The 24,621-nt window shown below is 38.2% G+C and carries 18 protein-coding genes; 16 read left to right on the top strand and 2 right to left on the bottom strand.

Annotated features, from left to right (window positions below; translation table 11 throughout):
- Positions 1-323: 323 nt before the first annotated feature.
- The 12 genes from FPK91_RS03910 to FPK91_RS03855 all read left to right on the top strand — a co-directional run bounded on the left by FPK91_RS03910 (position 324) and on the right by FPK91_RS03855 (position 15,647).
- Complete coding sequence (locus tag FPK91_RS03910; protein WP_144208270.1) at positions 324-3,944, top strand: PAS domain S-box protein; 3,621 nt, start codon at positions 324-326, stop codon at positions 3,942-3,944.
- Between the two features lie 429 nt (positions 3,945-4,373).
- Positions 4,374-5,081, top strand: a complete 708-nt coding sequence (locus FPK91_RS03905) for a 2OG-Fe(II) oxygenase (RefSeq protein ID WP_144208267.1) — start codon at positions 4,374-4,376, stop codon at positions 5,079-5,081.
- A gap of 299 nt (positions 5,082-5,380) precedes the next feature.
- Positions 5,381-5,914 (top strand): TetR/AcrR family transcriptional regulator, encoded by a 534-nt coding sequence (locus tag FPK91_RS03900; RefSeq protein WP_144208264.1) that lies wholly within the window; start codon positions 5,381-5,383, stop codon positions 5,912-5,914.
- Positions 5,911-6,960: an alcohol dehydrogenase family protein gene (locus tag FPK91_RS03895; RefSeq protein ID WP_144208261.1), complete on the top strand. Its 1,050-nt coding sequence runs from the start codon at positions 5,911-5,913 to the stop codon at positions 6,958-6,960. Before FPK91_RS03900 ends, FPK91_RS03895 begins: the two co-directional genes overlap by 4 nt.
- Positions 6,961-7,186: 226 nt before the next feature.
- Entirely contained in the window at positions 7,187-7,990 is an 804-nt protein-coding gene (locus FPK91_RS03890) for an alpha/beta fold hydrolase (protein ID WP_144208258.1), read from the top strand.
- Between the two features lie 4 nt (positions 7,991-7,994).
- Complete coding sequence (locus tag FPK91_RS03885; protein ID WP_144208255.1) at positions 7,995-8,891, top strand: sensor domain-containing diguanylate cyclase; 897 nt, start codon at positions 7,995-7,997, stop codon at positions 8,889-8,891.
- Between the two features lie 514 nt (positions 8,892-9,405).
- Positions 9,406-9,930: a hypothetical protein gene (locus tag FPK91_RS03880; protein WP_144208252.1), complete on the top strand. Its 525-nt coding sequence runs from the start codon at positions 9,406-9,408 to the stop codon at positions 9,928-9,930.
- A gap of 94 nt (positions 9,931-10,024) precedes the next feature.
- Positions 10,025-10,516 carry a hypothetical protein gene (locus tag FPK91_RS03875; RefSeq protein WP_144208249.1) on the top strand — a complete coding sequence of 164 codons (492 nt, stop codon included), beginning with the start codon at positions 10,025-10,027 and terminating at the stop codon, positions 10,514-10,516.
- Positions 10,517-10,589: 73 nt separating this feature from the next.
- Positions 10,590-11,315 carry a fimbrial biogenesis chaperone gene (locus tag FPK91_RS03870; RefSeq protein WP_144208246.1) on the top strand — a complete coding sequence of 242 codons (726 nt, stop codon included), beginning with the start codon at positions 10,590-10,592 and terminating at the stop codon, positions 11,313-11,315.
- A gap of 85 nt (positions 11,316-11,400) precedes the next feature.
- Positions 11,401-12,192 carry a fimbrial biogenesis chaperone gene (locus FPK91_RS03865; protein WP_144208243.1) on the top strand — a complete coding sequence of 264 codons (792 nt, stop codon included), beginning with the start codon at positions 11,401-11,403 and terminating at the stop codon, positions 12,190-12,192.
- Between the two features lie 5 nt (positions 12,193-12,197).
- Entirely contained in the window at positions 12,198-14,675 is a 2,478-nt protein-coding gene (locus FPK91_RS03860; protein ID WP_144208240.1) for a fimbria/pilus outer membrane usher protein, read from the top strand.
- 36 nt (positions 14,676-14,711) lie between these two features.
- Complete coding sequence (locus tag FPK91_RS03855) at positions 14,712-15,647, top strand: hypothetical protein (RefSeq protein ID WP_144208237.1); 936 nt, start codon at positions 14,712-14,714, stop codon at positions 15,645-15,647.
- Positions 15,648-15,717: 70 nt separating this feature from the next.
- On the opposite strand, the gene FPK91_RS03850 is transcribed toward FPK91_RS03855, so the two are convergent.
- A complete protein-coding gene (locus FPK91_RS03850) occupies positions 15,718-16,368 on the bottom strand; it encodes a LuxR C-terminal-related transcriptional regulator (protein ID WP_144208234.1) in 651 nt (216 codons plus the stop codon).
- 596 nt (positions 16,369-16,964) lie between these two features.
- Here FPK91_RS03850 and FPK91_RS03845 point away from each other — a divergent pair.
- The 3 genes from FPK91_RS03845 (at position 16,965) to FPK91_RS03835 (ending at position 21,189) form a co-directional block, all read left to right on the top strand.
- Positions 16,965-19,427, top strand: a complete 2,463-nt coding sequence (locus FPK91_RS03845) for a beta-galactosidase (protein WP_227006680.1) — start codon at positions 16,965-16,967, stop codon at positions 19,425-19,427.
- A complete protein-coding gene (locus tag FPK91_RS03840) occupies positions 19,417-20,505 on the top strand; it encodes an SMP-30/gluconolactonase/LRE family protein (protein WP_144208231.1) in 1,089 nt (362 codons plus the stop codon). Before FPK91_RS03845 ends, FPK91_RS03840 begins: the two co-directional genes overlap by 11 nt.
- Before the next feature lie 264 nt (positions 20,506-20,769).
- Positions 20,770-21,189 (top strand): VanZ family protein, encoded by a 420-nt coding sequence (locus FPK91_RS03835; protein WP_168926907.1) that lies wholly within the window; start codon positions 20,770-20,772, stop codon positions 21,187-21,189.
- 145 nt (positions 21,190-21,334) lie between these two features.
- On the opposite strand, the gene rsgA is transcribed toward FPK91_RS03835, so the two are convergent.
- Positions 21,335-22,387, bottom strand: a complete 1,053-nt coding sequence (rsgA, locus tag FPK91_RS03830; protein WP_144208228.1) for a ribosome small subunit-dependent GTPase A — start codon at positions 22,385-22,387, stop codon at positions 21,335-21,337.
- Between the two features lie 583 nt (positions 22,388-22,970).
- Here rsgA and FPK91_RS03825 point away from each other — a divergent pair.
- Positions 22,971-24,467 (top strand): family 16 glycosylhydrolase, encoded by a 1,497-nt coding sequence (locus tag FPK91_RS03825; protein WP_144208225.1) that lies wholly within the window; start codon positions 22,971-22,973, stop codon positions 24,465-24,467.
- The last annotated feature ends 154 nt before the right edge of the window (positions 24,468-24,621 follow it).

Here is a 24,621-nt window from a genome sequence, read left to right as displayed (position 1 = left end):
CGTTTTTGTTTTAAAACAAAGGCCAGCTGCGTAAGTAGCTGGCTTTTTTATATTTAATATTAACACTGATAGAGGCTATTTAATCTTTAGGCAAAAAAGTGGCAGTAGTCAGCGCTCATTGGTGTCACTATTTCGAAACAATCGTGATGCGGCATTCAACGTAACGGCTTTCATTTCTGTAGCCGCAGTATAAATGTTGTCAGTTTAGTTGCTCTCAGTTCAGTCCTAGTAATGTAGATTCTAGCCAGCGTAAAAACTAACACGTGTTAAATTTATGTAACTTTATACTGTCAAAAGTGACAAATTTAGACAATACTAAAAACATGAAATTAAACTTATCAAATTCATCTTGTTATCAAGTTCTCGATGACTCAAATTTGCTGTTTGAAAAGGTATTTAATCAGCAGTTCCAATTCATGGCTATTCTTTCACCAGAAGGCCGTGTGTTAGACATAAATGAATTTGCGCTATCGTCTCAAGGAGTGACTAGGGAGGATTATGTCGGCAAATTATTCTGGAAATCACCCGCATGGTGTAATTTTCCTGAATGGGAACAGATTTGGAAGCAACGTTTAGAAGAAGCCTCTAATCAAAAAGATCCTGTCATCACAGTAGATACGTTTCAGGTTAAAGACGGCTCAACGCATATTGCTGACGCATCGACAACGGCCATTTTCAATCCTGACAATGGCCAATTAAGTGGCTTCATTATTCAAGCAATTGATATCACCACTCGCCGTCTTTTTGAAAATAAAACACTCGAAAGCGAAACCCGCTTAAATTTTATTCTAGAGCATAGTGATATTGGCAGCTGGGAACTCAACCTTGTTGATGGTACCTCCATGCGCTCTCTTAAGCATGATCAAATATTTGGATATGAATCATTATTACCTGATTGGACATATGCAACCTTTCTTGAGCATGTAATAGAAGAAGATAGAATGGAGGTCGACGAAAAATTTCAATATGCTATCCAGCACGAGTCAAACTGGAGTATTGAATGTCGTATTTTAACTAAAAATGGCGAGATACGATGGATATGGGCGTTAGGTGGCCATGAAATAGATGCTAATGGTAAAGCTAGAGTCATGGCCGGTATTGTTCAAGATGTGACTGAAGTCAAGCAAGCTCAGATAGAAAAAATTCAACATCATGCAGAACTGCAGAGCTTATTCCAAGCTTTACCGGATATATATTTTCGTTTAATGCCTGACGGAACCATCATAGATTACCAAGCGCAAACTGATGACAAACTTTATATTAAACCTAATGAGTTTATCGGTAAGCGTATGCAAGATATTTTACCTGCTGATGTAGGTTTGTTGTTTCAATCAAAAATTGAACTGATGGATAAAGTTCAACATACGCTGTTATTCAATTATGAACTAATAATCAACAATGAAGTGATTCACTTTGAGGCTAGGGTAAACAAAATAGCCATCAATAATCAATTTGTATGCGTAATTCGTGATGTGTCAGCTGAATTTGCATCAAAAAAATCTCTTGAAATAAGTGAACAACGTTTCCGTACCATATTTGAACAAGCCGCCGTTGGTGTGGCACTTATCAATACTTCAAATGGAGAATTTATTCGAATCAACCAACGCCTTTGCGACATGCTTGGCTATAGCGAAGAAGAAATATTAAACGGCAAAAAATTTAGTGAGTTAACTCACCCAGATGATCTACAAAGTGGTTTGGATTATATAGAAAAAGTGATTAACAATGAGTCACATGAAGTTGCTATTCAAAAAAGATACCTACACAAAGATGGCTATTATGTCTGGGCTGAATTGGCTCTGTCATCCCCATGGAAAGTAGATGAACATCCCTATAACCTCATTGCTGTTGTGCAGGATATTAGCCAACGAAAAAATGCTGAAGAGAAAATTAAGATAAAGCAAAAGCAGCTTTTGCAAGCTGAAACCATTGGTAAAATGGGCAGTTGGCAAATTGACTTATCATCTTTTAAAGGCAAATGGTCACCAGAGATCCATAATATTCTTGGTACCAACGACATACCCGATACAGGTCCGGTATTAATAAAAGATATTATTTACCCTGATGATTGGCATAAAGTCGAATCGTCTTTGAATAATACTGTGGCACTCGGTAGTCTATGCGAAATTGAATATCGTGTTTCAAAACCTAACGGCGATGAAGCTTGGCTTTACTGTAAAGCAGAACGTGAAAATGACGACTCTGATAAACCGTCAAAATTAGTGGGAATTCTACAAGATATTACTAATAGAAAAAGAGATGAAGAAAAGCAGCGACTATCAGCTGCTGTATACAAAAATACCAGTGAAGGGGTAATGATAACGTCAGATAAAGGGATTATTATCGACGTGAATCAAGCATTTTGTCTATTGACAGGTTATGAGGCTCAAGATGTTATTGGGAAAAATCCACATATTTTAAGTTCTGGTAGACAAGGTAAAGATTTTTATAAAGAGATGTGGAAAACGATTTCAGCAACGGGTCAATGGACTGGTGAGATTTGGAATCGTCGCAAAGATGGCAGCGTTTATCCGGAATTACTTAATATTAGTAGTATCAATGATGACCACGGTAATCTGACTCATTATGTCGGTGTTTTTTCTGATATCAGTAAGATTAAAAGCTCTGAAGAAAAGCTCTATCATTTAGCACATCATGATGCTTTGACAGGGCTTCCTAACAGGTTATTACTTAATGTATTTCTTGAACTTGCGATTAAAAGAGCAAACAGACGCAAATCATTAATTGCCGTCATTTTTTTCGACCTAGATAATTTTAAAATAGTTAACGATAGTTTTGGCCATGCCATTGGTGATCTGTTGTTGCAAGAAACCGCCAGACGATTATTAAGTTCAGTGCGTGATAATGATTCAGTATCACGGATTAGTGGTGATGAATTTATTATTTTATTAGAAGATATTCATCAAGCATCAGATGTGGTTATTACGGCAGAAAAACTATTAAATGTTTTTCAAAAAAGGTTTTCGCTTCAAGAGCATCATGTGAATGTCACCGCCAGTATGGGAATTTGCCTTTTCCCCCAAGATGCTAACGACTCATCAGAATTACTGCGTAATGCAGATGCCGCCATGTATCAAGCAAAAGGGTTTGGTCGAAATTCTTATAAATTTTATACCAGTGAAATGACGAACAATGCATTTGAGCGTGTGCTTTTAGAAAATAGTTTACGCCAGGCGATTAACAATGATGAGTTTTACCTGCATTACCAACCACAATTTGAGTTAAGTACAAACACCATTATCGGTCTGGAAGTGTTGATTCGCTGGAATCACCCTACATTAGGTTTAGTTTCACCGGCTAATTTTATCCCTCTTGCTGAAGAGACGGGTTTAATCATCGAAATAGGCGAGTGGGTTTTACGTACTGCTTGTACTCAGGCAAAAGATTGGCTTGATCGTGGGGTTAATTTTGGCAGTATTGCGGTTAATATCGCCGGTCCACAAATTAAGCGCGGTAATATTGTTCAGCTGGTGCAAACAATATTAATTGAAACTGATTTACCCGCAGAAATGCTTGAGTTGGAAGTTACCGAAAGTTACATCATGCAGCAGACAGATAAAGCGATAGAACAAATGGAAGAAATTAGGAATCTGGGGGTGATGTTATCCATTGATGATTTTGGAACGGGTTACTCATCTCTTAGTTATCTAAAAAAACTGCCGATTAATAAATTAAAAATTGATCAGAGCTTTGTGCGTGATATCCCCGAAGACCCAGATGATATGGCAATAGCTAAAGCGGTTATCGCATTGGGTACAGCTATGGGATTAATCGTCATTGCAGAAGGGGTCGAAACAAAAGAGCAGGTCAATTTCCTTACCGAGGCAGGGTGTCATGAAGCCCAAGGGTTCTTGTTCAGTAAACCTATCGATAAAGTATCAATCGAATGCTTTGTATCAGAGTACAATGATAAGTTAGTTTGATTAATTAACGGATGGATGTATGAAATGCTTTAACGTGCTCTTAGACAATTGTGATTATGTTAGTGGTATTGTTTGATTTACATCCTTTAAAATATAGCCATTATAAAACTGCGGATCATTATGTCGCTAGAAAACGCAGTAAATGAGCATAATACTATTGTTATTAACTGCGGTAATTCACCTTTTAGCCAAGTTCAATTGTTTTTAACTATACGATATAGCTATCTTTTCTCTTTAACCCTGTCACTATGCTCATACATATCCGTTTCAGGTTCTATAAGAGCGCTTGCAGCGTTCCGTAACACATATCCACATCTTCACATTCCACATCTCAGATACTTTGGCTTCTAGCACTCCTACGACACATGTTCTGCAATTGTCTTAGGCTGTCATCATGTCTATTTATTATTCATTGTTAATTTTAGAAATATGCGATTATTTCTATTACAAAAGGTCACTACTTTGGTAGCCATCACTAAAATAGATTCAGTGGACGGGAGTAATTCAATCGATGAATCACTTTTCGCACTCATTGCACAAGATATCCAAGAACGTGGATACAGTATCAGGCCTACAGCATTACCTGAAGGATTAGCGAATACTCTTTATAACCATCAACAAGCATTGGAAGTTGATAAGTTTAATGATGCTGGTATCGGCCGAGGTGGTGAGTATTTAAAAAATGAGTTTGTAAGAACTGATGCCATCAGTTGGATTACCAATGATTCCGATGCGTGTTGTGACTGGTTAAACTGGACTGGCAACTTACAGACTTTCCTCAATAGACGTTTATTTTTAGGGTTATTCTCGTTTGAAAGTCATTTTGCTCATTATGGACCTGGTGATTACTACAAACGACATTATGATGCCTTTAGAGGAGAATCAAATAGGGTATTGTCGGTGGTAGTTTATTTTAATACTAACTGGGCACCTAATGATGGTGGCGAGTTGGTTTTGTATCAGAATGAACATGACAAAGAGGGCACTAAAGTGGTGCCTTTACTTGGTACTATTGTGACTTTTTTAAGTGAAGAGTTTCCACATGAAGTACTGGCTGCTAAACGAGATAGATACTCCATTGCCGGTTGGTTTCGTGTAAACACTTCCGTGTCAGATAGAGTCGATCCACCTTTATAATTTTCAAAGCTGTTATAACGAAAGCTTATATAGCGAAACCAGTATTTCAAAATTGCTGTTTAAAAGATGAGTGAACCAGGTTTGTCTCTGCAAGGCTAGTTATTTCTGTGACGTCTTGCCTTCGAACGATGAAGTGATTATTCAACATCATTTTTATAACAGCTACATTCACAAATTATGTGTGTGATCTTAAATGCAAATCTGATGAGGTACTTCTCAAAATAAAGTAAGTTAATTGACATGGGTAGAATGAATACTCTACTATCGGGTAGAGTATTCATTCTACCCGTTGAGTTATTATGTTTAAAGAACAAATTGCCGCGAGCCTTGAAGAGGCATTCAGTCTTTACGGTTTTGCTGAACCGAGTGTGTCAAAACTTAGAACAGCATGTAATGTTAGCTTAAGAACTCTGTATAAACATTACCCATCTAAAGAAGTGATGATAGTTGCTGCCTTGCAATATCGTCATCAAAGATACCTTTCTTTTTTACTTTATGACGCGCCATCATGTGGTGCAGCCGCTGTTCTGTATATTTTTGATCGCTTAGAACAATGGATGAAAGAATATGCGCCACATGGCTGTCTTTCAATGAATGCGATAGCTGCTTTTCCAGATAATGCATTCATTGGTTCGGCGGTAAAACAGCATAAAATTGAAGTTGAGCAATTCTTAGGTCAACAAAGTCAAAGAGACGATCTTTCTACTGCGCTATTTTTACTCCATGAAGGTGTTTCAAGCGCATGGCCGATCTTAGGTCATCAAGCTGTGATGTCTGCTAGACAGACGTTATTAACGCTGTTAGAACAGCCTAAATTGGAGAACAAATCATGATTACAAACATGCCTAAACACATGAAAGGTGTCCAATTACTAGGGCATGGCAGTGCTGAAATGCTTCAATATCGTGATGATATTCCAGTGCCTTTACCGGGTTTAGATGATGTATTAATTCGTGTTTCTGCTGCGGGTGTCAACAATACCGATATTAATACTCGTGAAGCCTGGTATTCAAAACATGATGGTGTGACATCAGACGCTAGTTGGTCTGGTAATGCTTTAGTTTTTCCGCGAATTCAAGGGGCTGATGTTTGTGGCATTATCGTGGCGGTGGGTGAGAACGTGTGTCAAAAACGAATCGGCGAACGCGTGCTAGTAGAACCATGCCTCAATCATGCCAATGACCAAGCATTAGTGTCACCTTGGTATTTTGGATCTGAATGTGATGGGGGTTTTGCTGAATATACCAGAGTAGCGGCTAAACATGCATATGCGATAAACAGTAACTTGTCTGATATTGAATTAGCGTCATTTCCTTGTTCATATTCGACGGCTGAGAATATGCTAACCCGTGCCAATGTTACATATAAGGACAGAGTTCTAATTTCTGGCGCTTCAGGTGGTGTGGGCTCTGCGGCAGTTCAACTTGCCAAGGCCCGTGGCGCGTATGTTATTGCGATTACTAGCCCAAGTAAAAATCAACAGTTGTTATCATTGGGGGCTGATCGAGTTATCGATCGGGAGGCCGAATTGGTTGCAACATTAGGTGAAAATAGCATTGATGTCGTTATTGATTTGGTGGCAGGTAAGCAGTGGCCGCAGTTTTTACATTTATTAAAACCAGGAAGTCGTTATGCCGTTTCTGGGGCCATTGGTGGCGCATTAGTTGAATTCGATGTGAGTACCTTGTATTTAAAAGATCTGAGCTTTTTTGGTTGTACTGTGCTTAATTCAGAAGTATTTGCAAAATTAATAACCTATATCGAGCAAGGAAAAATAAAACCATTAGTGGCTAAGACTTTCCCCTTGGTTGATATTAATGCTGCACAACAAGCATTTATACAAAAAAATCATGTCGGTAAAATTGTGTTGTCTATTTAAGCTTAATCATTATTCATCAGTTTCACTGGGCTGTTATGGAGAGATTAAAAAGCTGCTTAAAGAGCTTTAAAAAGGGAAAGTGAGTCTCTCCAGTTAAAGTACTTTCAAGCAATACTTTATGGTTCCTTTGTTACTTGGTTTTTTATTACCTAGGAGCCTATAAAGTAGGTTAATATAATTAATCTTCATTTAGTCGTAAGCTCACATCGACCAGGAATTTATTAATATGGATATGGTAACAAAACGCAACAATGTCAAAGTGCTAGGTAAAAATAATGCACCTACCTTATTGCTGGCACATGGATTTGGCTGTGATCAAAATATGTGGCGTTTTCTCTTACCGTCTTTAGAAGCGCACTATCAAATCGTATTATTTGATTACGTCGGTTCAGGTAACTCTTTATTAACTGATTATTCAAAAGAGCAATACTCAAGCCTAGAAGGCTATGCCAAAGACATCATTGATATTATCGCTGAGCTTAAATTAAAAGATGTCACTGTTTTTGCTCACTCTGTTAGCTCCATTATTGCGTCTATTGCAGCCATAGAAATACCTCAAATCATCAATAAAATCATTATGGTTTGTCCATCACCATGTTTTTTAAATTTCCCTCCAGAATATGAAGGGGGTTTTGATAGGAGTGACTTAGAAGAGTTAATAGAACTGATGGATAAAAATTACATTGGTTGGGCCAATTATTTAGCGCCACTGGTGATGGGTACATCGCAATCACAAGAACTTATTGGTGAATTATCTGGCAGTTTTTGTAGTACTGACCCTGTAGTGGCCAAAACTTTTGCTAAAGCGACCTTCTTTTCTGATCATCGTGACATGCTGAAAAATATATCTTGTCCAGTTCAGATATTACAGAGCTCCTCAGATGCATTGGCTAGTGTCAGTGTTGGGCAATACATGGCTGATAATATAGCTGATAGCGAACTGATTATTGTCGAAGCAGAAGGTCATTGTTTGCACATGACAAATCATCAAGACATTATGCCAGCAGTTATCAAGTTTATTGAGTCATAGCAATATGACCCAAGGCAACTTGCAAGAACTTGATAACTTTTGTTCAGGGCATTTAATCGTTAACAAACATAGAAAAATTACCTTTTGTAATGCCTATATTTGTAACTTAAGTGACAAAACAGAAGCGCAATTAGTTGAGAGTTCAATTTCTGAATATATTAGCAAAGCCTCTAATATTTTTATTGATAGTTACATTTACCCATTGCTTATCAATGAATCAGAAGTACAAGAAGTACAGATAACCTGGATTGGCGATAATGGCCAAAAAATACCTGTGGTAGCCAATATTAAATTGGGCCAACAAGGCGAGTCTTATTGGTCACTTTATATGTGTGCCAACAGAGATAAGCTGCATAGTGAGCTATTAAAAGCCAACGAAAAACTGGAACAGCAATCACAAGCGTTATTTGACCTCGCAACAACAGATCCATTGACGGGATTATTAAACCGACGAGAACTACAAGCTCAAGTTAATAAAGTGATTTATCAAGTGACCCGAACCTTATCAACCTTTGCACTACTTTCTATAGATGTGGATTTTTTCAAGAAGGTAAATGATACCTATGGGCATCAAAAAGGCGATCTGGTATTAACCAGTATTGCTGAAATGTTCACTCAAGAGTTACGTGCGAACGATATACTGGCAAGGGTAGGTGGTGAAGAGTTCGTGATTTTACTGCAAGATGTCGATGTGGAACAAGCGCTCAAATTAAGCGAAAAAATAAGAACAATGATTGAAACAACATCAATAGATGACATTAATATTACTGTCAGTATTGGTTTAGTTGTCACCCGTAAGCTTGAAGAAGTCGATTTTGACATGCTTTTAAAATTATCAGACGATGCTTTATACAATGCCAAGAATACAGGGCGCAATAAAACCTGTTTAGCCAGTCATTGATGATTAATATGTGATTGAATGGTATTCATCAAATATAAATCACTCGCCATAATCTTTTCGTCTTTTTAAAAAATCTTACGCCATTTTAAAAGTATTCACGCCATTTTCAAAAAAGATTACCACCTCGAACTAATACATCTCACCCATCCAGATCATAGCTGGCTAATCTAGAGGTTCGGTAGCAGTGTACTACACGTATTAACTCAACGCCGCTACTCATTATTATCTTTGTTAGCCTCATACTAAACCATTCTAAAATAAGTCTGTTTGGATTATTAATTCCGCATATTCACACTATTAATAAGTCGTTAGTTTTATTTGTAAGTAAATTAAGACTGAGGAAGTATGAGAAAGTATGAGGGAAAAATTGGTTAGTATGAATGCTTACCTCAAACTTCATGCTTGAATTCATATTGTCTTAATCGGCATTGCTGCAATAATTACTGCCATAAATTGAATAGGTCGGACGGTTTAAACATTATCGAATTCGAACCTACGAAATAGGGATATTAATATGAGTGTAAAAATAAGGAATATGCGTTTTGTTAAATATACCGCTGTTTTCCTCTTTTTACACAGTGTTTGCGGTATTACAGCCACAGAGGCTGAAGAATCTCTCACGTTAGCTCTTTCAGGTGTCATCGAAGATAAATGTGAGATAACAATACCGGCAAGCTCAAGTTTCGATTTTAGTCAGCAATTAGCGCATACCGCGAATATTGCAATAGATTGCAATCAAACAATGATGGTTGCACTACGTTCTGAAAATGGTGGGTTGAAGTTAAGTCACACTGAGGGCGAAAGTGCCGTTGTAGCAGCTTATGACATAGAGCTAAAAATTGAATCGATACAATTTAGAATGACCGCCAATAGCGTTGAAATAGAGCAAGAAAAAAGGTTTAGTGCAGGGGAAGAGATTCCATTCACTACATCAGCTAGTTTAGATATTAGCTTGCCTGAAGCGTTGGTGTTCGCCGGACAATATAATGATGTTCTGCATATTGAGGTTTATCCCAATATTACGATGCAGGGGATTTAATGAATTTCTCCAGGAGGAGAATGTTGCCGACCAGTTGGTAAGAACCGGTCGGCGAAGTAAAAAACCAATCTTAAATATTACAAGGAGTTTTACAATGAGAAAGATTACTTTAATTGCGGCATCTTTAACAGCACTTTTCGCAAGCGCAGCTAATGCCGGTGATGTTCAGTTAGTTGGCTATGTGCCAGCAGTTTGTGAAGTTACAGGTCTAAATACTCAATTGAACGATTTTGGTATCGTATCGAGCGCGGCTACTGCGTCTGATATTACATTTGGTGTTGAGTGTAATGATGTTGATGGTGCTTCTATTCAAATGATCAGTGCTGAAGGTGGCTTAGAGTCAGATGATGCAGAAGATCAGTCTCTTCCTTATACCGCGACTTTATCGATTCCTTCATACACTGATCTAGTGCTTGCTGCACCAGGTGGTGTTGGAACAAACGGATTCAACACTGATGCTAGTTATTCAGCGGGTGGCTTATTAGGTGGTGCAGTTGCAACATTATCATTTGCAACAACTGGTGGAGCAATGTGGTCTGGTGGTTATTCAGATACGCTAACAGTACAAATTGATGCGGCAAACTAATTGATATTACGTCAATAAAACATGGGAGAGCCAAGCTCTCTCATGTTTAATTCTATTTATTTGGAAGTGAAAAATGATAAAAAGTAATAGTATTGGTTTGTTGGCTTTAGTATGTATTTCAACAATGTTGTTAGCGCCAGTCGCGAATGCTTATAAAGTACAACCCATGGTGGCAGAAATGGCGCCTATAGGTAAAAACGCTCAGTTAAGTTTGCGCCTTGAAAACAATGATAGTGAGTCTTTAACTGTTGAAATGGTGGCGCTAAAATTAATTATTAATGCATCAGGTCAAGTTGAATATATTCCCGCTGATGATGATTTACTTATTATTCCGGTGACGGCAGTGCTAAAGCCTGGACGCTCGCAAGCTGTGATGGTGCGATATTTAGGAAAACCTGATATTACCCAATCTGAAGCATACAGTGTTGGTTTTCGACAAGTACCCGTGAATATAGAGGGTCAAGCGGCTTCACAAGTCAGTATGGCTGTCAATTTCAATACCTTGATTAATGTTGTACCTGCCAATGCTAAACCCAATTTAGCTGTTGAAAAGATGAATTTAAAGGATGGACAGTGGCATATTACCATCAATAATTCAGGTAACAGTTATACGCGTCTTAGTCATACACAGTGGCTTGTAAGTGATGGTGCGACATCAGTAAAACTAAATAAAGAGCAACTTGCGGATCTTATTAGTGGCAATTTATTTTTACCAAATTCTTCACGTACTGTAATCATTAAGCCTATTGAAAAGCTCAGTATGGATAATCTTGATATTAAAATTAACATCGTTAAATAACTATCTAAGTCATTCAGAATCTCTTCAATTAATTTGTGCTGCTAATCGTCTAAACAAAAGTAAACTTGATGTTACAGGGAGTTTTATGTGTCGAAGTTCACTAAGCGGTAATATCGCTGTTTATGCGTGCTTGATCTGTATTCTCATGATTTCAATGGTCAAGAATGTGAGTGGCATTGAAATATCTCCTATGGTTACAGCGCTTTCTATCGATAGCAGCCCAAATTATCAACAATTTGTTGTTAAAAATAATTCAAATGTAAGCTTACCCGTCGAAATTGATATTAATCGAATTCAGTTTAATACTATTGCAGATGTTGTTAGTTACCAGGTTATACCAGAATCATCTTCCGACTTATTAGTATTCCCTCCAGCAATCGTTTTAGCGCCTGGTGCAGTTCAGTCTGTTCGAGTGCAATGGTTAGGGGAAGAGCGTTTAGTCGAGTCCCAAAGTTATTTTATTCGTTTTAGCCAACCTCAATTACAAAATGACGCAGCAAAAAAAAGTGGCGTTAAAATTTTCGTACACTTTAATGCTGCTGTACATGTTTCAGCAGGTGACCTTGAACCGATACTGGTAATTAATGAAAGCTCAATAGCCCAAAAAGTGCCAGCAAATGAGAGCGGGCAAGTACCTGATAGTGCCTTATTGCATTTTAGTATTGAAAATGAAGGTAGCAAGTACGCCAATTTAAGCGATTATCGTTTAGATATCACCCAGGTTGACGGCACTGAGATCCAAATACAGGGTGAAGCGTTAATTAAAGATCAAATTAATACCTTCTTTCCTCCTAATGCTAAGCGCAATGTGTCAATTATGTTAGAGCGGCCTTTGTTAGCAGGCTTTAGCTTAGCTGTTACACCCATAGGGCGATAACACCAATGAATAGGGCCTTAGCGCTTCTTTTACTTTTGAGCTTGTTATCACTGCCTGTTATGGCCGATGAGGCTGTTAATTTAAATCCAACAGGCCGAGATATTAACCTGCAAAGTTTAATGCGCTTGCAAGATAGTCCCATTGGTGATGTTGAGTTAACGATTACAGCAGATCAAAATATTGAACTACCGGCAACATCAACGTTGGCATTGTTAGCTGACTCCATAGTCCCAGAAGTACTTCTGGCGCTAGCAGCATTGCAGCAGGATGATGTATTAGATCAAGTGGATTTTTCGAAGGTAGGTTTAATATTAACTTTTGATATGTCGACTTTAGAATTGATAATGCAGGCGCCTGAAGAGGCGTTAAAAGTAAACAGCTTGACCTTTGCCGCAAGCAATAATAACCGTCGATATATTGATGCTTCAACCCTAAGCGGTTATATGAACCTGTATGTATCAGCGTCAAATACTGAAAACGTAGGTGACGATAGTAAAAGCACGATTGATTATAACCACCTAGTAGAAGCGGGACTTAATTACGAGAATGCGCTGTTAGAGTATGAAGGTGTCTACAATCATTATGATGGCCGAGGTGGTGGTTATTCTCGTCAAGGAACGCGACTGAACATCGACTTTCCTGATCAGGGAACTCGTATGGTGCTTGGTGATATGTATAGCCGGCCTAATGGATTTCAGGCCGGTGTCGATTTTCTAGGTTTTGGTATTTCTCGAGACTTTTCACTCATACCAACGCGTAATGTTAGGCCTACAGCAGCACGTCAATTCACCTTAGAGCGCACATCAGAAGTTGATGTACTTATTGATGGCGTTGTGGTTAAAAGGCTCAGTTTAGGTGCTGGCTCCTATAATCTTGAGGATATTCCTTTAGCAGAAGGAGTGAGTGATGTTGAGTTAGTCATAACCGATCGAAATGGTCGTAAAGAACGAATTAACTTTAGTATTGCTACCGGGATGGATTTGCTTAAGCCTGGTGAATTTGAATATGCTTTTAGTTCAGGTGTGGCAAGTGCATTAGAGGCTGACGAACTTAAATATGACAATGACCTTTTTATCACAGGCGGTATGTTTGAGTATGGTGTTTCGCCATCTTTGACATTAGGCGTTAATTTTCAAGCCACAGAGAAACAGTATCAGGTCGGTCAGCGCAGTTTATTTGCCACTGGTTTAGGTATTTTTGATTTTAATCTTGGTTATAGCTATCAAGATGTTATTGGTGACGGGGCGGCTGCGAGTTTAGGTTTTGACGTTGTTTTTGAACCGGATATGTCTAACAAACAATTAAGCTTTTTTTATGAGTATTTTTCTGAATCTTTTAGTCGAGTTGATGACTTATTTCCTGATCAAGACGATTTCGTGACTAACCCAATAAACTTACTGCCTGAACTTAATGTTAACAGGAACTTTTTTACTGGTAGATATAGTCAATCGATAACACAGGCTCTAAGAGTTAGCCTGACCTTAAGCTACGTTGATGCGTATGAAGAACAAGGCGATTATTGGACCGTTAGCCCCGCATTATCAGGTGATTTATTCGATACCGAGGCAACTTGGAGTGTTAGGTTAACTCACAAAGAGCGCGAAGATGATGAAAATGAATTCAATGCCTTATTAACGCTAAGTTGGCCCTTTGGTGACTCATCTCGTGTGGTGAGTAGCTACAGCAGTGATACCGAAGAGTTGCAAAGTGAATATAGTTACCTCCACGGCATAGGTAAAACTGGCGGCATAAATATGTTTGTGGGTGCAAAACGCACACAAGACACCGATGCTAACCTTGAAGCGGGCATTGATTACACTGCGAATAGATACAGTTTAAATGTACAACATACCAGTCGCTTTAATGATTTTAGCGATGATAAAAGTAGTCATTTCAGTCGCGCAGAACTCTCGTCGGCATTGGTTTTTTCAGGTTCTAATTTTGCGATAGGTCGAACCATTGGTGATAGTTTTGCCATTATTAAACCTTATTCAAATCTATCTACTAATCGAATAGATGTTGATATGTCAGAAGAAGGTTCGAGAGTCTACTCTGACGGCCTTGGCGCTATGGTAGTACCAGATTTGCCTGCATACAGTGAGCAACTGCTGTCTTATGATGTAACTGATTTACCACCGGGTTACGATTTAGGGGAAGGTGTATTCGCATTAAATCCGGGCTTTAAACAAGGTTACGCACTAAAAGTAGGTTCAGATGCCATTATCACTGCAATGGGATCTTTGATAGACAAGCAAACTGGCGAACCTATCAGTTTATTGGCTGGTAAGGCCATTTCACAAACTGATAAGAATTTTGAAGTTTTAGATTTCTTCACTAATCGTAGCGGCCGGTTTGCCATCAGTGGACTTAAGCCTGGCACTTATTTACTAAAGTTAAACAGTAAAGAAGAAAAAATGTATCAGCTAGTTATTAAGGATGATAGCGAAGCATTATTACGCTTGGGTAAGCTTTATATTGACTAACACAAGCGAACAAACACTAATTTATCTGGAGGGCATATGAAACAGAATCATTTTAACGAATTGATTAGGCCAAGGCTAAAAAACGCATACCGCTTACTTGCTGTGTTTATTGTTTTTTGCTTTAGCTATTCAAGTGCTTTTGCTGTGTGTGACGCACGAGTGCAAAGTGTCAATTTAATGAGTTCAGGCGTTCAAAATCAATATGATGTGTTTGCAACAAGCCCAAACGGCTTAGTGCAATACTACGAAGCCAAAGTGCATTTCAGTGATCCTACCGAAGAGTGCTCTTTGAGTTTGATGATGTCGACGGTTGAGCAAGGGTATCAACTGACTGGGCAAGGGGGAAATTCGCTAACCTTTACGCCTTATCTGCAAAGCGCAGGCAGCTTTATCCAAAATAGGCATTGGTTTGCAGAGGTCTCGCCGGAACAGTCAATATTTCGTTTTCAATTACGTTACCCTTCGCAGCAATTTGGTGCAGCTGGTGACTATACTAATCAATTGCTAGTGCAGCTTATTCCAAGTCCTGCTGAATCTATCACGGTATTAGATGAGCAAAACCATTCGATTACAGCAAGCATACCGCCTGTTGCCAGCATCAGTTTTTACGGGTTATCTCAAAGACTTTATCATTTAGATCTAGGTCGTTTAACGACGGGTAAGTCAGTTAATATCGATCCTAATTTGTTTATACGCAGTACCAGTGGCTATGAAATCAGTTTCAATTCAGACAACCAGGGGAAATTGCGACATCAAAGTAAGCAGGACCGTTGGGATATTGATTACTTATTTAGTGTGGCTGGTAATGTGATTGATTTTACCGTGACAGGAAACCCGCTTGTTGTTAGCACGCCACAGATCCTTGACGGGCAAAGATTACCTATGTCAATCCAAATAGGTGAAACTGAAAATCGTCCAGGTGGGCTTTATGAAGATGAAATACATATTGATATTAGCGCTTCAGGACTCTAGGCCACTCAATTAATGAGATTAATTTTGATTAATAATTATTTAAATCTTGTGGAAGGCTCAAAATTACAATTTAGCCTTTTTTGACTGCTGGCAAATTCTCTTCAGCCCATTTTGCAGCTTGAACACGGTTCTTAACATCGGTCTTTTTAAATACTTTATAAAGGTGAGATTTTACTGTGTGTTCACTAACAAATAATGCATTGGCAATATCAATATTGGTGTTGCAGATGGTGAGTAACCTAAGCACATCACATTCGCGACGAGTGAGAGACACGTTGGTTTGTTCTAGGTGTGTCTCATCTTTGCGGTAATGTTGAAGTAATTCAGTCATCATGGTTCTTGGCAGCCAATATTCTCCCGCGAGAATTTTACGTATACCTTGCTCTAACAAACTGAGTTCGCATGAATTAGGGAAGATACCGCAACAATTTGGCCAATCGAGTAAATCACGTTTATCTAAGTTTTCGGAAGTATTAAGTAAAACGCTATATATTTTATAAATGTGATTATCAAATTGATCAGCCCAGAAACTATGGTCAATATCTGGTAAGTTTGCCACATCAACAAGTAACAAAGGATTTAGTGCATTGCTGAGGTTTTCTAGTTCCGCTTTATTGCTGATAAAAAAAGTCTCACAATTGAGGTTTATATGTAAAAACTCAGCAAATGCTCGGCTCTGAATGGTCAACTTCATGACTAAAAATAAAGTATGTTTTTGCATAATGAATAATTTCCTTTTATACAAAATGACGTAACAGATCTATGTGTTTACATTTGTAAATAATCTTAACAAAATAGCACAATGACCGATTTTATCAAAGTTACCACCTGATAGATTTTGAGCTGAAAAGCTCAGTTTTATCGTTTAAATTTGTGGCTAAAGCTAATACAGTAGCGACTATAAATGCTGTATGAGTCGTACATAGTTACTAAGAATAAAATCAGTCATTAGTCCTATACTTAATTCGTTACTTGAACAATTAAACAACTCTCAGTTATCCGTAGTATTAAATCTGCATCTTCTACATTCTTCTTAGTTTTACCTTTCACTTTGTAATAAACCCTGAGTATTCCATTCGCGTTATTAATCTCTTTTGATTTTAAATTATGGTTACACCCCTTAACGATTAATGTTAATTGTTGACAATTGTTCGTTATGTGTAGATTGTGTACTAGATGTTCAATTGATGTTTTTAAATCACATTGTATTGCTAGGTCGCTATTTAAGGGAACTTCTATTTGAAGGTTCATTAACCTCATAAAGTAACGAAGTGACTTATGCATAAATTAAAACTGGCTCAAATGAAGGAGGAAAGGATGGGTGACGTTGTTGGGGTAAAATATAAAATTGAATTAAGCCATGTACTCAATAAAGTACTGAGTAAAGGGATAATTACCAGTAGTTTAAGCATGAGTTTACTCATGGGTTGCTCTGATACTTCTATAGATACTGTTCAAGTTGAACAAGTAGCCAAGCCAGCTTTTACTAAAAAAATGACTGAATTATCCCAATCACAAGTTAACCAAGCATTAGCAGATAAACCATCAGTAGAACAAGGTTCTCCATTAATTTATTTTTCTAATCCACAGTCGGCCAGCCAGTTAATTGTGGAAAATGGTACTACTTCTATCAAGAAAATTGATAATGAGACAGCATTAGAAATAACCCTTGAAACCAAACAAAATCACACCGCTCAATTTAGTTTTGTACCCGCTAAACCACTAGATTGGAGTCATGAAGGAGATTTTGGTTTTGCAGTAGACTTAATTAACCCTAAGCCAAATTCAATCAACGTTTATGTTACGGCTAAGGATTCCAAAGGGCATGCACACAATCGCACATTTGTCATACCTGCTAACAGTGATGACAGTTACTATATGGTGCTAAAAGATGCAGATTTAAATATTGAAACAGGCATACGTTCTAACCCGCAACACTGGGAAACGAATATGACTGAGATGATATGGCGTCATGGCGTGAAAAATATTGACCTTAAAAATGTTGCTGAAATTGAATTTAAAGTTCGCGGTGTACCTGAAGATAAAACGCTTTTCGTGAAAAACTTAAGGTTAGTAAAGCCACTTAAATTTAAAACTGATTACTTAACTCACTTAGTGGATAAGTTTGGGCAAAGTACCAAAATTAATTTTAGCAATAAAGTGTCATCAGTTGCTCAGTTGCGTGAAATTTCTGCTGCAGAGCAAGCAAGTTTGTCACAGGTTCCCCCACAAGGGCGTTCAAAATTTAACGGCTGGAAGGATGGGCCAAAGCTTCAGGCTACGGGTTATTTTAGAACCGAAAAGTATCAAGGGAAATGGTCTTTAGTCGACCCAGAAGGTTACCTGTTCTTCTCTAACGGTATTGCTAACATTCGTATGGCCAATACGTCGACCTTGACCGGTTATGATTTTGATAGTCAGTACATTGTTCAAAGAGATCCTAACGATCACACCCCTGAAGATTCCATTGGACTTAATCGTGCCCCCAAGAAAGCATGGACTTCTCGCCATATTAGCTCAGACATACGAGCCAAGATGTTTAGTGATTTACCGAGTTATGACGAACCAATGGGTTCCCATTTTGGTTATCGTCGTGAAGTTCATAGCGGCGCGGTTGAAAAGGGTGAAACTTATAGTTTTTATCAAGCAAACTTGGCCAGAAAATATGAATCAAATTATTTAGCTGAATATACCCAAAAGTGGCGTGATACCACAATTGATCGCATGTTGAGTTGGGGTTTTACCTCGTTTGGTAACTGGGTTGATGCAAGCTTTTACCAGTTAGATCGTATTCCATATTTTGCTAATGGTTGGATTATTGGTGACTTTAAAACAGTGAGTAGTGGCAATGATTATTGGAGCCCTATGCCAGATCCGTTTGACCCCTTGTTTAAAGAAAGAGCTGTAGCAACAGCAAAACAAATTGCCGATGAAGTTAAAAACAACCCATGGTGTGTTGGGGTGTTTATTGATAATGAAAAAAGCTGGGGTGTAGAAGGTTCTATTAAAGGACATTATGGTATTGCCATTAACACCCTAAAGCTTGCAGCCAGTGATAGCCCAACAAAAACCGAATTTGTCAAAGTACTGAAAGCGAAATACTCGTCTGTTGATGCATTAAATAACAAATGGAAAACACAGATAGCGAGTTGGGATGATTTAGACAAAGGTGTTGAACTTAGCAATTTTAATGATGCCGTTGTTGCTGATTTATCGATACTTTTAGAGCATTACGGCGAGCAGTATTTCTCGATTGTAAAAAATGCTGTGAAAACCTATTTACCGAATCATTTGTATCTAGGGGTTAGATTTACTGACTGGGGCATGACTCCTGAAATTCGCGCTGCTGCTGCAAAGCATGCTGATGTGATGAGTTATAACTATTACAAAGAATCTGTTAATGATAGCTTTTGGTCGTTCCTTGAAGATATTGATATGCCGAGCATTATTGGTGAGTTTCATAATGGCGCATTAGATTCGGGTTTATTAAATCCTGGTTTGATCCACGCATCTTCTCAACAAGATCGCGGTGATAAATATCAGCAATATGTTTATAGCGTGATAGATAATCCCTATTTTGTGGGTACACATTGGTTTCAATACATTGATTCCCCGTTAACGGGCCGAGCGTACGATGGTGAAAACTACAACGTGGGCTTTGTGAGTGTGACTGATATTCCATATAAACCTTTGGTCGATGCTGCTAAGCAAGTTAATAGTGATATCTATACGAGACGTTTTGGAAAAGTTAAAGGCATTGAATCTATAAATGATAAGTAAAATTTTGCTTAAAGTCCTTACGAGCGTAATAGCTCTGTCTGTCATTACAGCCGTTGCAGCTTGGTATCATGCCTCTGCAATGTCTGCAGTGATGACTTCTGCCATTGATACAGAGTCAGTAAGCCAATTGAGTAAGAGTTATGTACAACAACTAGGTTCTTACGAGATTTATGATGACCGGGCACTTGATGTGCTCGATATCCAAGCGCCAATCACAAAATTAGCAACAGGTTATAAATGGCTTGAAGGGCCTGTTTGGTCGTCTGAAGGCCGTTATTTACTGTTTTCAGATATTCCAGATCATAAAGTGTATAAATATGATCCTGAAGAGGGTGTCAGTCAGTATTTAGCCGATAGTGGCTACTCCAATGGTTTGGTTATTCAACGGTCGACAATCATTTCAGAACGTCATCAACAAACACTACTGCCAAGGTTATTATTGATGCAATCACGGTCTCGTCAGATAGCGATCATGGATGCACCATTAAATCATCCCTTAGCTAACTACCTGGTACGAGTCAGTCATTATCAAGGTAAGCGTTTAAACAGCCCTAATGACGGGGTGTTGAATCGAAATGGTAGTTTGTTCTTTACTGATCCACCTTACGGTTTAGCGGGTCAACTGGACGACCCAGAAAAAGAATTAAACTTTCAAGGTGTTTATCGTCTAGATAGCGATAACTCATTAACCTTACTTGATCGATCATTGATTTATCCAAACGGTATTGCACTTACGGCAGATGAACGAACATTATATGTCGCTGCATCTAATCCCAAAAAGCCAGCTTGGTATCGATATCGACTGAATGAAAGGGGAGATGTTGTTCATCGTCAGTTATTTTATCAAGCACCTATTTCAGCTGTTACTAATCATGGTTTACCGGATGGTTTGAAAGTGCATCCGTCTGGTTTGGTGTTTGCGACAGGACCAAAAGGAATATGGTTATTCGACGATAAAGGCAAATTACTGGCGAAGGTCTTATTACCAAGTATTGCTGCAAACCTGGCCTTTAATGATGACTATTCAGTAGTGTATGTCACAGCCCATCAACATCTCTTATCGTTTCGAATTAAATAGAGTGAGCAGTAAACGCTTTAATAGGATGAAGCACACTAATTCCACAGTTGTTTTTGACTATGGGCTTTAAGCTATTGGTTTTAGGCTTTGGTTTTAGGCTTTGGTTTTAGGCTATGGTTTTTAGTCTATGAAATATATTACCAACAAGGCTAATTACTGACCTGTGTTTTAAGTCAATTTAGTTTACACTTTGGCAATGACAGGTAACTCAAATGAACAAGTTACTTTATACGACACATTTAAATTAAAAACGTAGACGGATTTATGTATAAATATTTTTTATTAATGGGACTCAGTTTCACTGTCTTTATTGCTTGGATTATCTTCCAAGCTAATACTGGCGGCAACAATATCTTTTTCGATATTATGCACGGTGTGCCGTATGGCGATAAGTTTGGTCATTTTGGATTGTTTGGAACATTAACCATGTTTGCCATTATCATTAGTCGATTCAGCTACTTTCGAGTCGGCCGATTAAAGATTTATTATGGAGCGCTAGTGATAAGTGTGTTTGTTATCTGTGAAGAAGTTAGCCAAGCATTCATCCCTAGTCGTACATTTGATTTAGTTGATTTGGTGGCGGGTGGAATAGGCATTGCTTTGTTTACACTGCTAACGATAAAGCTAAAGCAATTATCGGATAAAAAAACCATCAAGCATAATCAGCCTATCAAAGATTTCTAAGGTTTTATCCTGAATACGGTCTAGTTTATTTAGGCGAATGGATAACCACATTCCTATAAATACTGAACTATAAATACAGAGCTATAAATACAGATTTCTAAACGCAGCCCATTAAAATACTTTAGCGGGCTGTATTTTTTACTGACTAAAAACTGCCTTTTTTACGAGAGCGAGATTCATTCTGCACAGAATTTATCATTTTTCCCAATGCTTTATCTTTAGCTCTTTTTTCAGCCAATGTTGCACCATTTAATGCCTGTTCTCGCATGAGTTTTTGATAACTGACAAAGCGGCGAGTGCTAATCACGCCTGTTTCAATGGCGACTCTTACAGCACAAGCTGGTTCATTATCATGGCTGCAATTGGCAAAACGGCATTGCCGTGCTAAATCAGTAATTTCACTAAAAGTTTCACTAACGCCTTGCTCACAAGCGCCAAGTTGTAACTCTCTCATACCAGGGGTATCTAAAATCAATCCACCTTGGGGCAATGTCTTTAAGGCTCTAGATGTTGTGGTATGACGGCCTTTACTATCATCATCACGGATAGCACTGGTTAATTGGGCTTCAAAGCCCATTAATCCATTCACTACTGTTGATTTGCCCACACCGGATGAGCCAAGCAGGGCAATGGTATTTCCCTGTTTACAATATGTATCTAACGCCGAGAGTTGTTCTTGGTCTAAAGCATTAATGGCATGCACCATCATGAAAGGATCAAGGCTTTGCACTTGTTGCAATTTTTGTTCTAAGTCGTCACAAAGATCAGCTTTAGTTAAAATAATTACCGGCTCAACCTGGGCTTCTTTAGTTAACGATAAATAGCGCTCTATGAGGCTTAGATTAAAATCTTGATTCAAAGAACACACAATAAATACACTATCGACATTAGATGAAATCAATTGAGTTGCAACTTTACTGCCAGGGGCTTTACGCTGGAATAACGACTGTCTTTCTAACCGTCGATGAAATTGATTATCGCCATTAAATAACACCCAGTCACCGACACATAAGCGTTCAGCATCCTCTGAATAGGACTGACTAAGATTGAATTGTCCTAATTCAGATAACACCACGACACCGCTTCTATGCTGCTCAATCACTCGTCCAATCGTAAATTCGGTTAATTCATCTAAAGTCAGCTGCTGTTGAAAGAAGGGGCGCCAACCAAGTTGGACTAATGACGATAGTGAATTCATTTGGATACCTTTAATGCGTCTATTCATTTTTATAATACAAATGATAACAAGCTAATGTCGTGCTTGATTGAATAAAAGCGACAATATTATCTCGCTACGTATCTTAAAAAATAGCATTTATGTTAATTAAATAAATGAAGTTAAAAAGATATCACTAATTTATCAAGCGTATTTCAGCGTTTCATATCGTGTCAGTAAAACAAACAGAACAAAGACGTTGAAGATTTATTCCCCTTCATTATTTATTGGTAAGTGGCTATTTTTATTTGTTATTCTACTTGCTGTTATAAAATTTCAAGCCTGTTCAATAGGTATTTATTGGCTATGTGTAAAGTCTTGTAAATTGAATTTCAGGTATTGCATATCTAAACATCATATGTTTACATGTAGATCTAATTTAACAAATTTCACAAAACTGTAAAGGCAATGGTGGTTAAATTGTTGTACAGCAAGTGAGGTTTAGCACAACGATGATGTCAGTGTGTGACATGAAATGCTTTCATGCATTTCAATGTTTTAAGTTATTTCATGTTACACACTGATCCATAGATAGCTTATCTGAAAGATAAAAGGACCATCTTTAATGAAACCTAACTTTGCCAAAAGCGCTTTATTTTTGCTGATAGCCCAAAGCTTAACTGCTTGTCAGAATGATGGGACGGCTAAACAAAACACCGCAGCGAACACTGAAATGGCCACTGTCGAGCAAGTCATGCCGTATTCTGATCCTAAAAACAATGGCGGTTGGGTACTTAATACTGAAATTAGTGACGAATTTAACGGTGATGTCATTGACCAAGAAAAGTGGTTTGTTCAAGGTGCGAATGATGAGTACTACATTTGGAAGGGCAGAGCGCCTTCACAGTTTGCTCCACATAATGTGATTTTAGAAAATGGTATTTTAAAATTACAAAGTCAGTGGGAACCTGATTTTGAATTTGCTAATGAAAATTATGCTGACGGTAAAGTCGATGCAAAATATGGTCAACTTGCAGATGGTAGCCCCATGCCGATTACCACCGCAGCAATTGTGAGTAATAAGCGCTTTTTAAATGGTTATATGGAAATTCGCTCTAAAGCTGTTAATGCAGCAATGACCAGTGCTTTTTGGGCCATTGGTTATCAATCTGAACTGGATATATTCGAGCAAATTGGTAATCCAAAAATTATCGGTGACATCAAGCCTGATCAATCTAAATCAACAGTACATGATTGGAGCCCGCCAGCAAAAAGACCCACTCGTGTATTCCATCATAAGGAAAACTTACCTTACCGCGTTGCTGATGAATTCCATATTTACGCTGCTGAGTGGGGCGAAGATTATTTAAATATGTATCTTGATGGAAAGCTACTAGAACGTTTTACTCAAAAAGAATTAGGTGATCGCTGGGTACTGAATAACCCTTTAGAGATTTGGCTTGATTCAGAAATCTTTGCCTGGTTAGGGATGCCAAATAAAGATGAGTTACCTGCAAGTTTTGAAATCGATTATATGCGAGTGTGGCAAAAGCCAACTCCGCAACTACTTGACCGTGCATTCTTTGGGTTTGAAGGGCCGATTTTATTCCAAGAGAATAAACGTCCTTTAACCTTGGTACCTGAAAATTCACAGAACAATGATTATCAACAGTTTTGGGATATCGACACTGAGTCAGCTAAGTTTGCCGCCATCACCACTGAACGTCGTATTAGTGGACTGAGAAGTTTAAAGATTTCAGCAGCAAAAGCTGATGCGGCTCAAGCTATTGTCGCTACAGCGCCAAAAGCTACTGTGAAACTTGCAGCAGGTGATTACACTTTCTCAATGCGCCTTTGGGTCGATACCACTAACTCATTGAAAGAGCTTAATGTCACTTTATCTGATGAACTCAATAGTCAATTTGGTTTTAAATTGAAGCCATTCAACTTAAGTCATATTGATCATGCACATAAAGCGCAATGGATTACCGTTAGTCAAGATGTGACGTTAAGCAAAGCGGTACCTGCAGGGGCACAGTTAGCATTAATTGCGCAGCCAAAAGATATTGAAAAAGACGTGGCTTTAGTCTTTGTTGATGACATTTCTATGGTTGCTAAGTAATAGCCAAATAGCTGAGCATTGATAACAAGTCTTAAGATTGAGAGTAAGTTTTAAGATTAAGTCTTGTTATCAAGTTATATCTAACTGATTTGCTGGTGGCTTGTTTCTAATAGTCCTTAGCATCAAGTGTTTATCTCCCAAGGCCACTCCTGTT

Origin of the sequence: Shewanella donghaensis, assembly GCF_007567505.1 — a bacterium.
GTDB classification, from domain to species: Bacteria; Pseudomonadota; Gammaproteobacteria; order Enterobacterales; family Shewanellaceae; genus Shewanella; species Shewanella donghaensis.
This window is presented reverse-complemented; position numbering and strand designations above follow the sequence as displayed.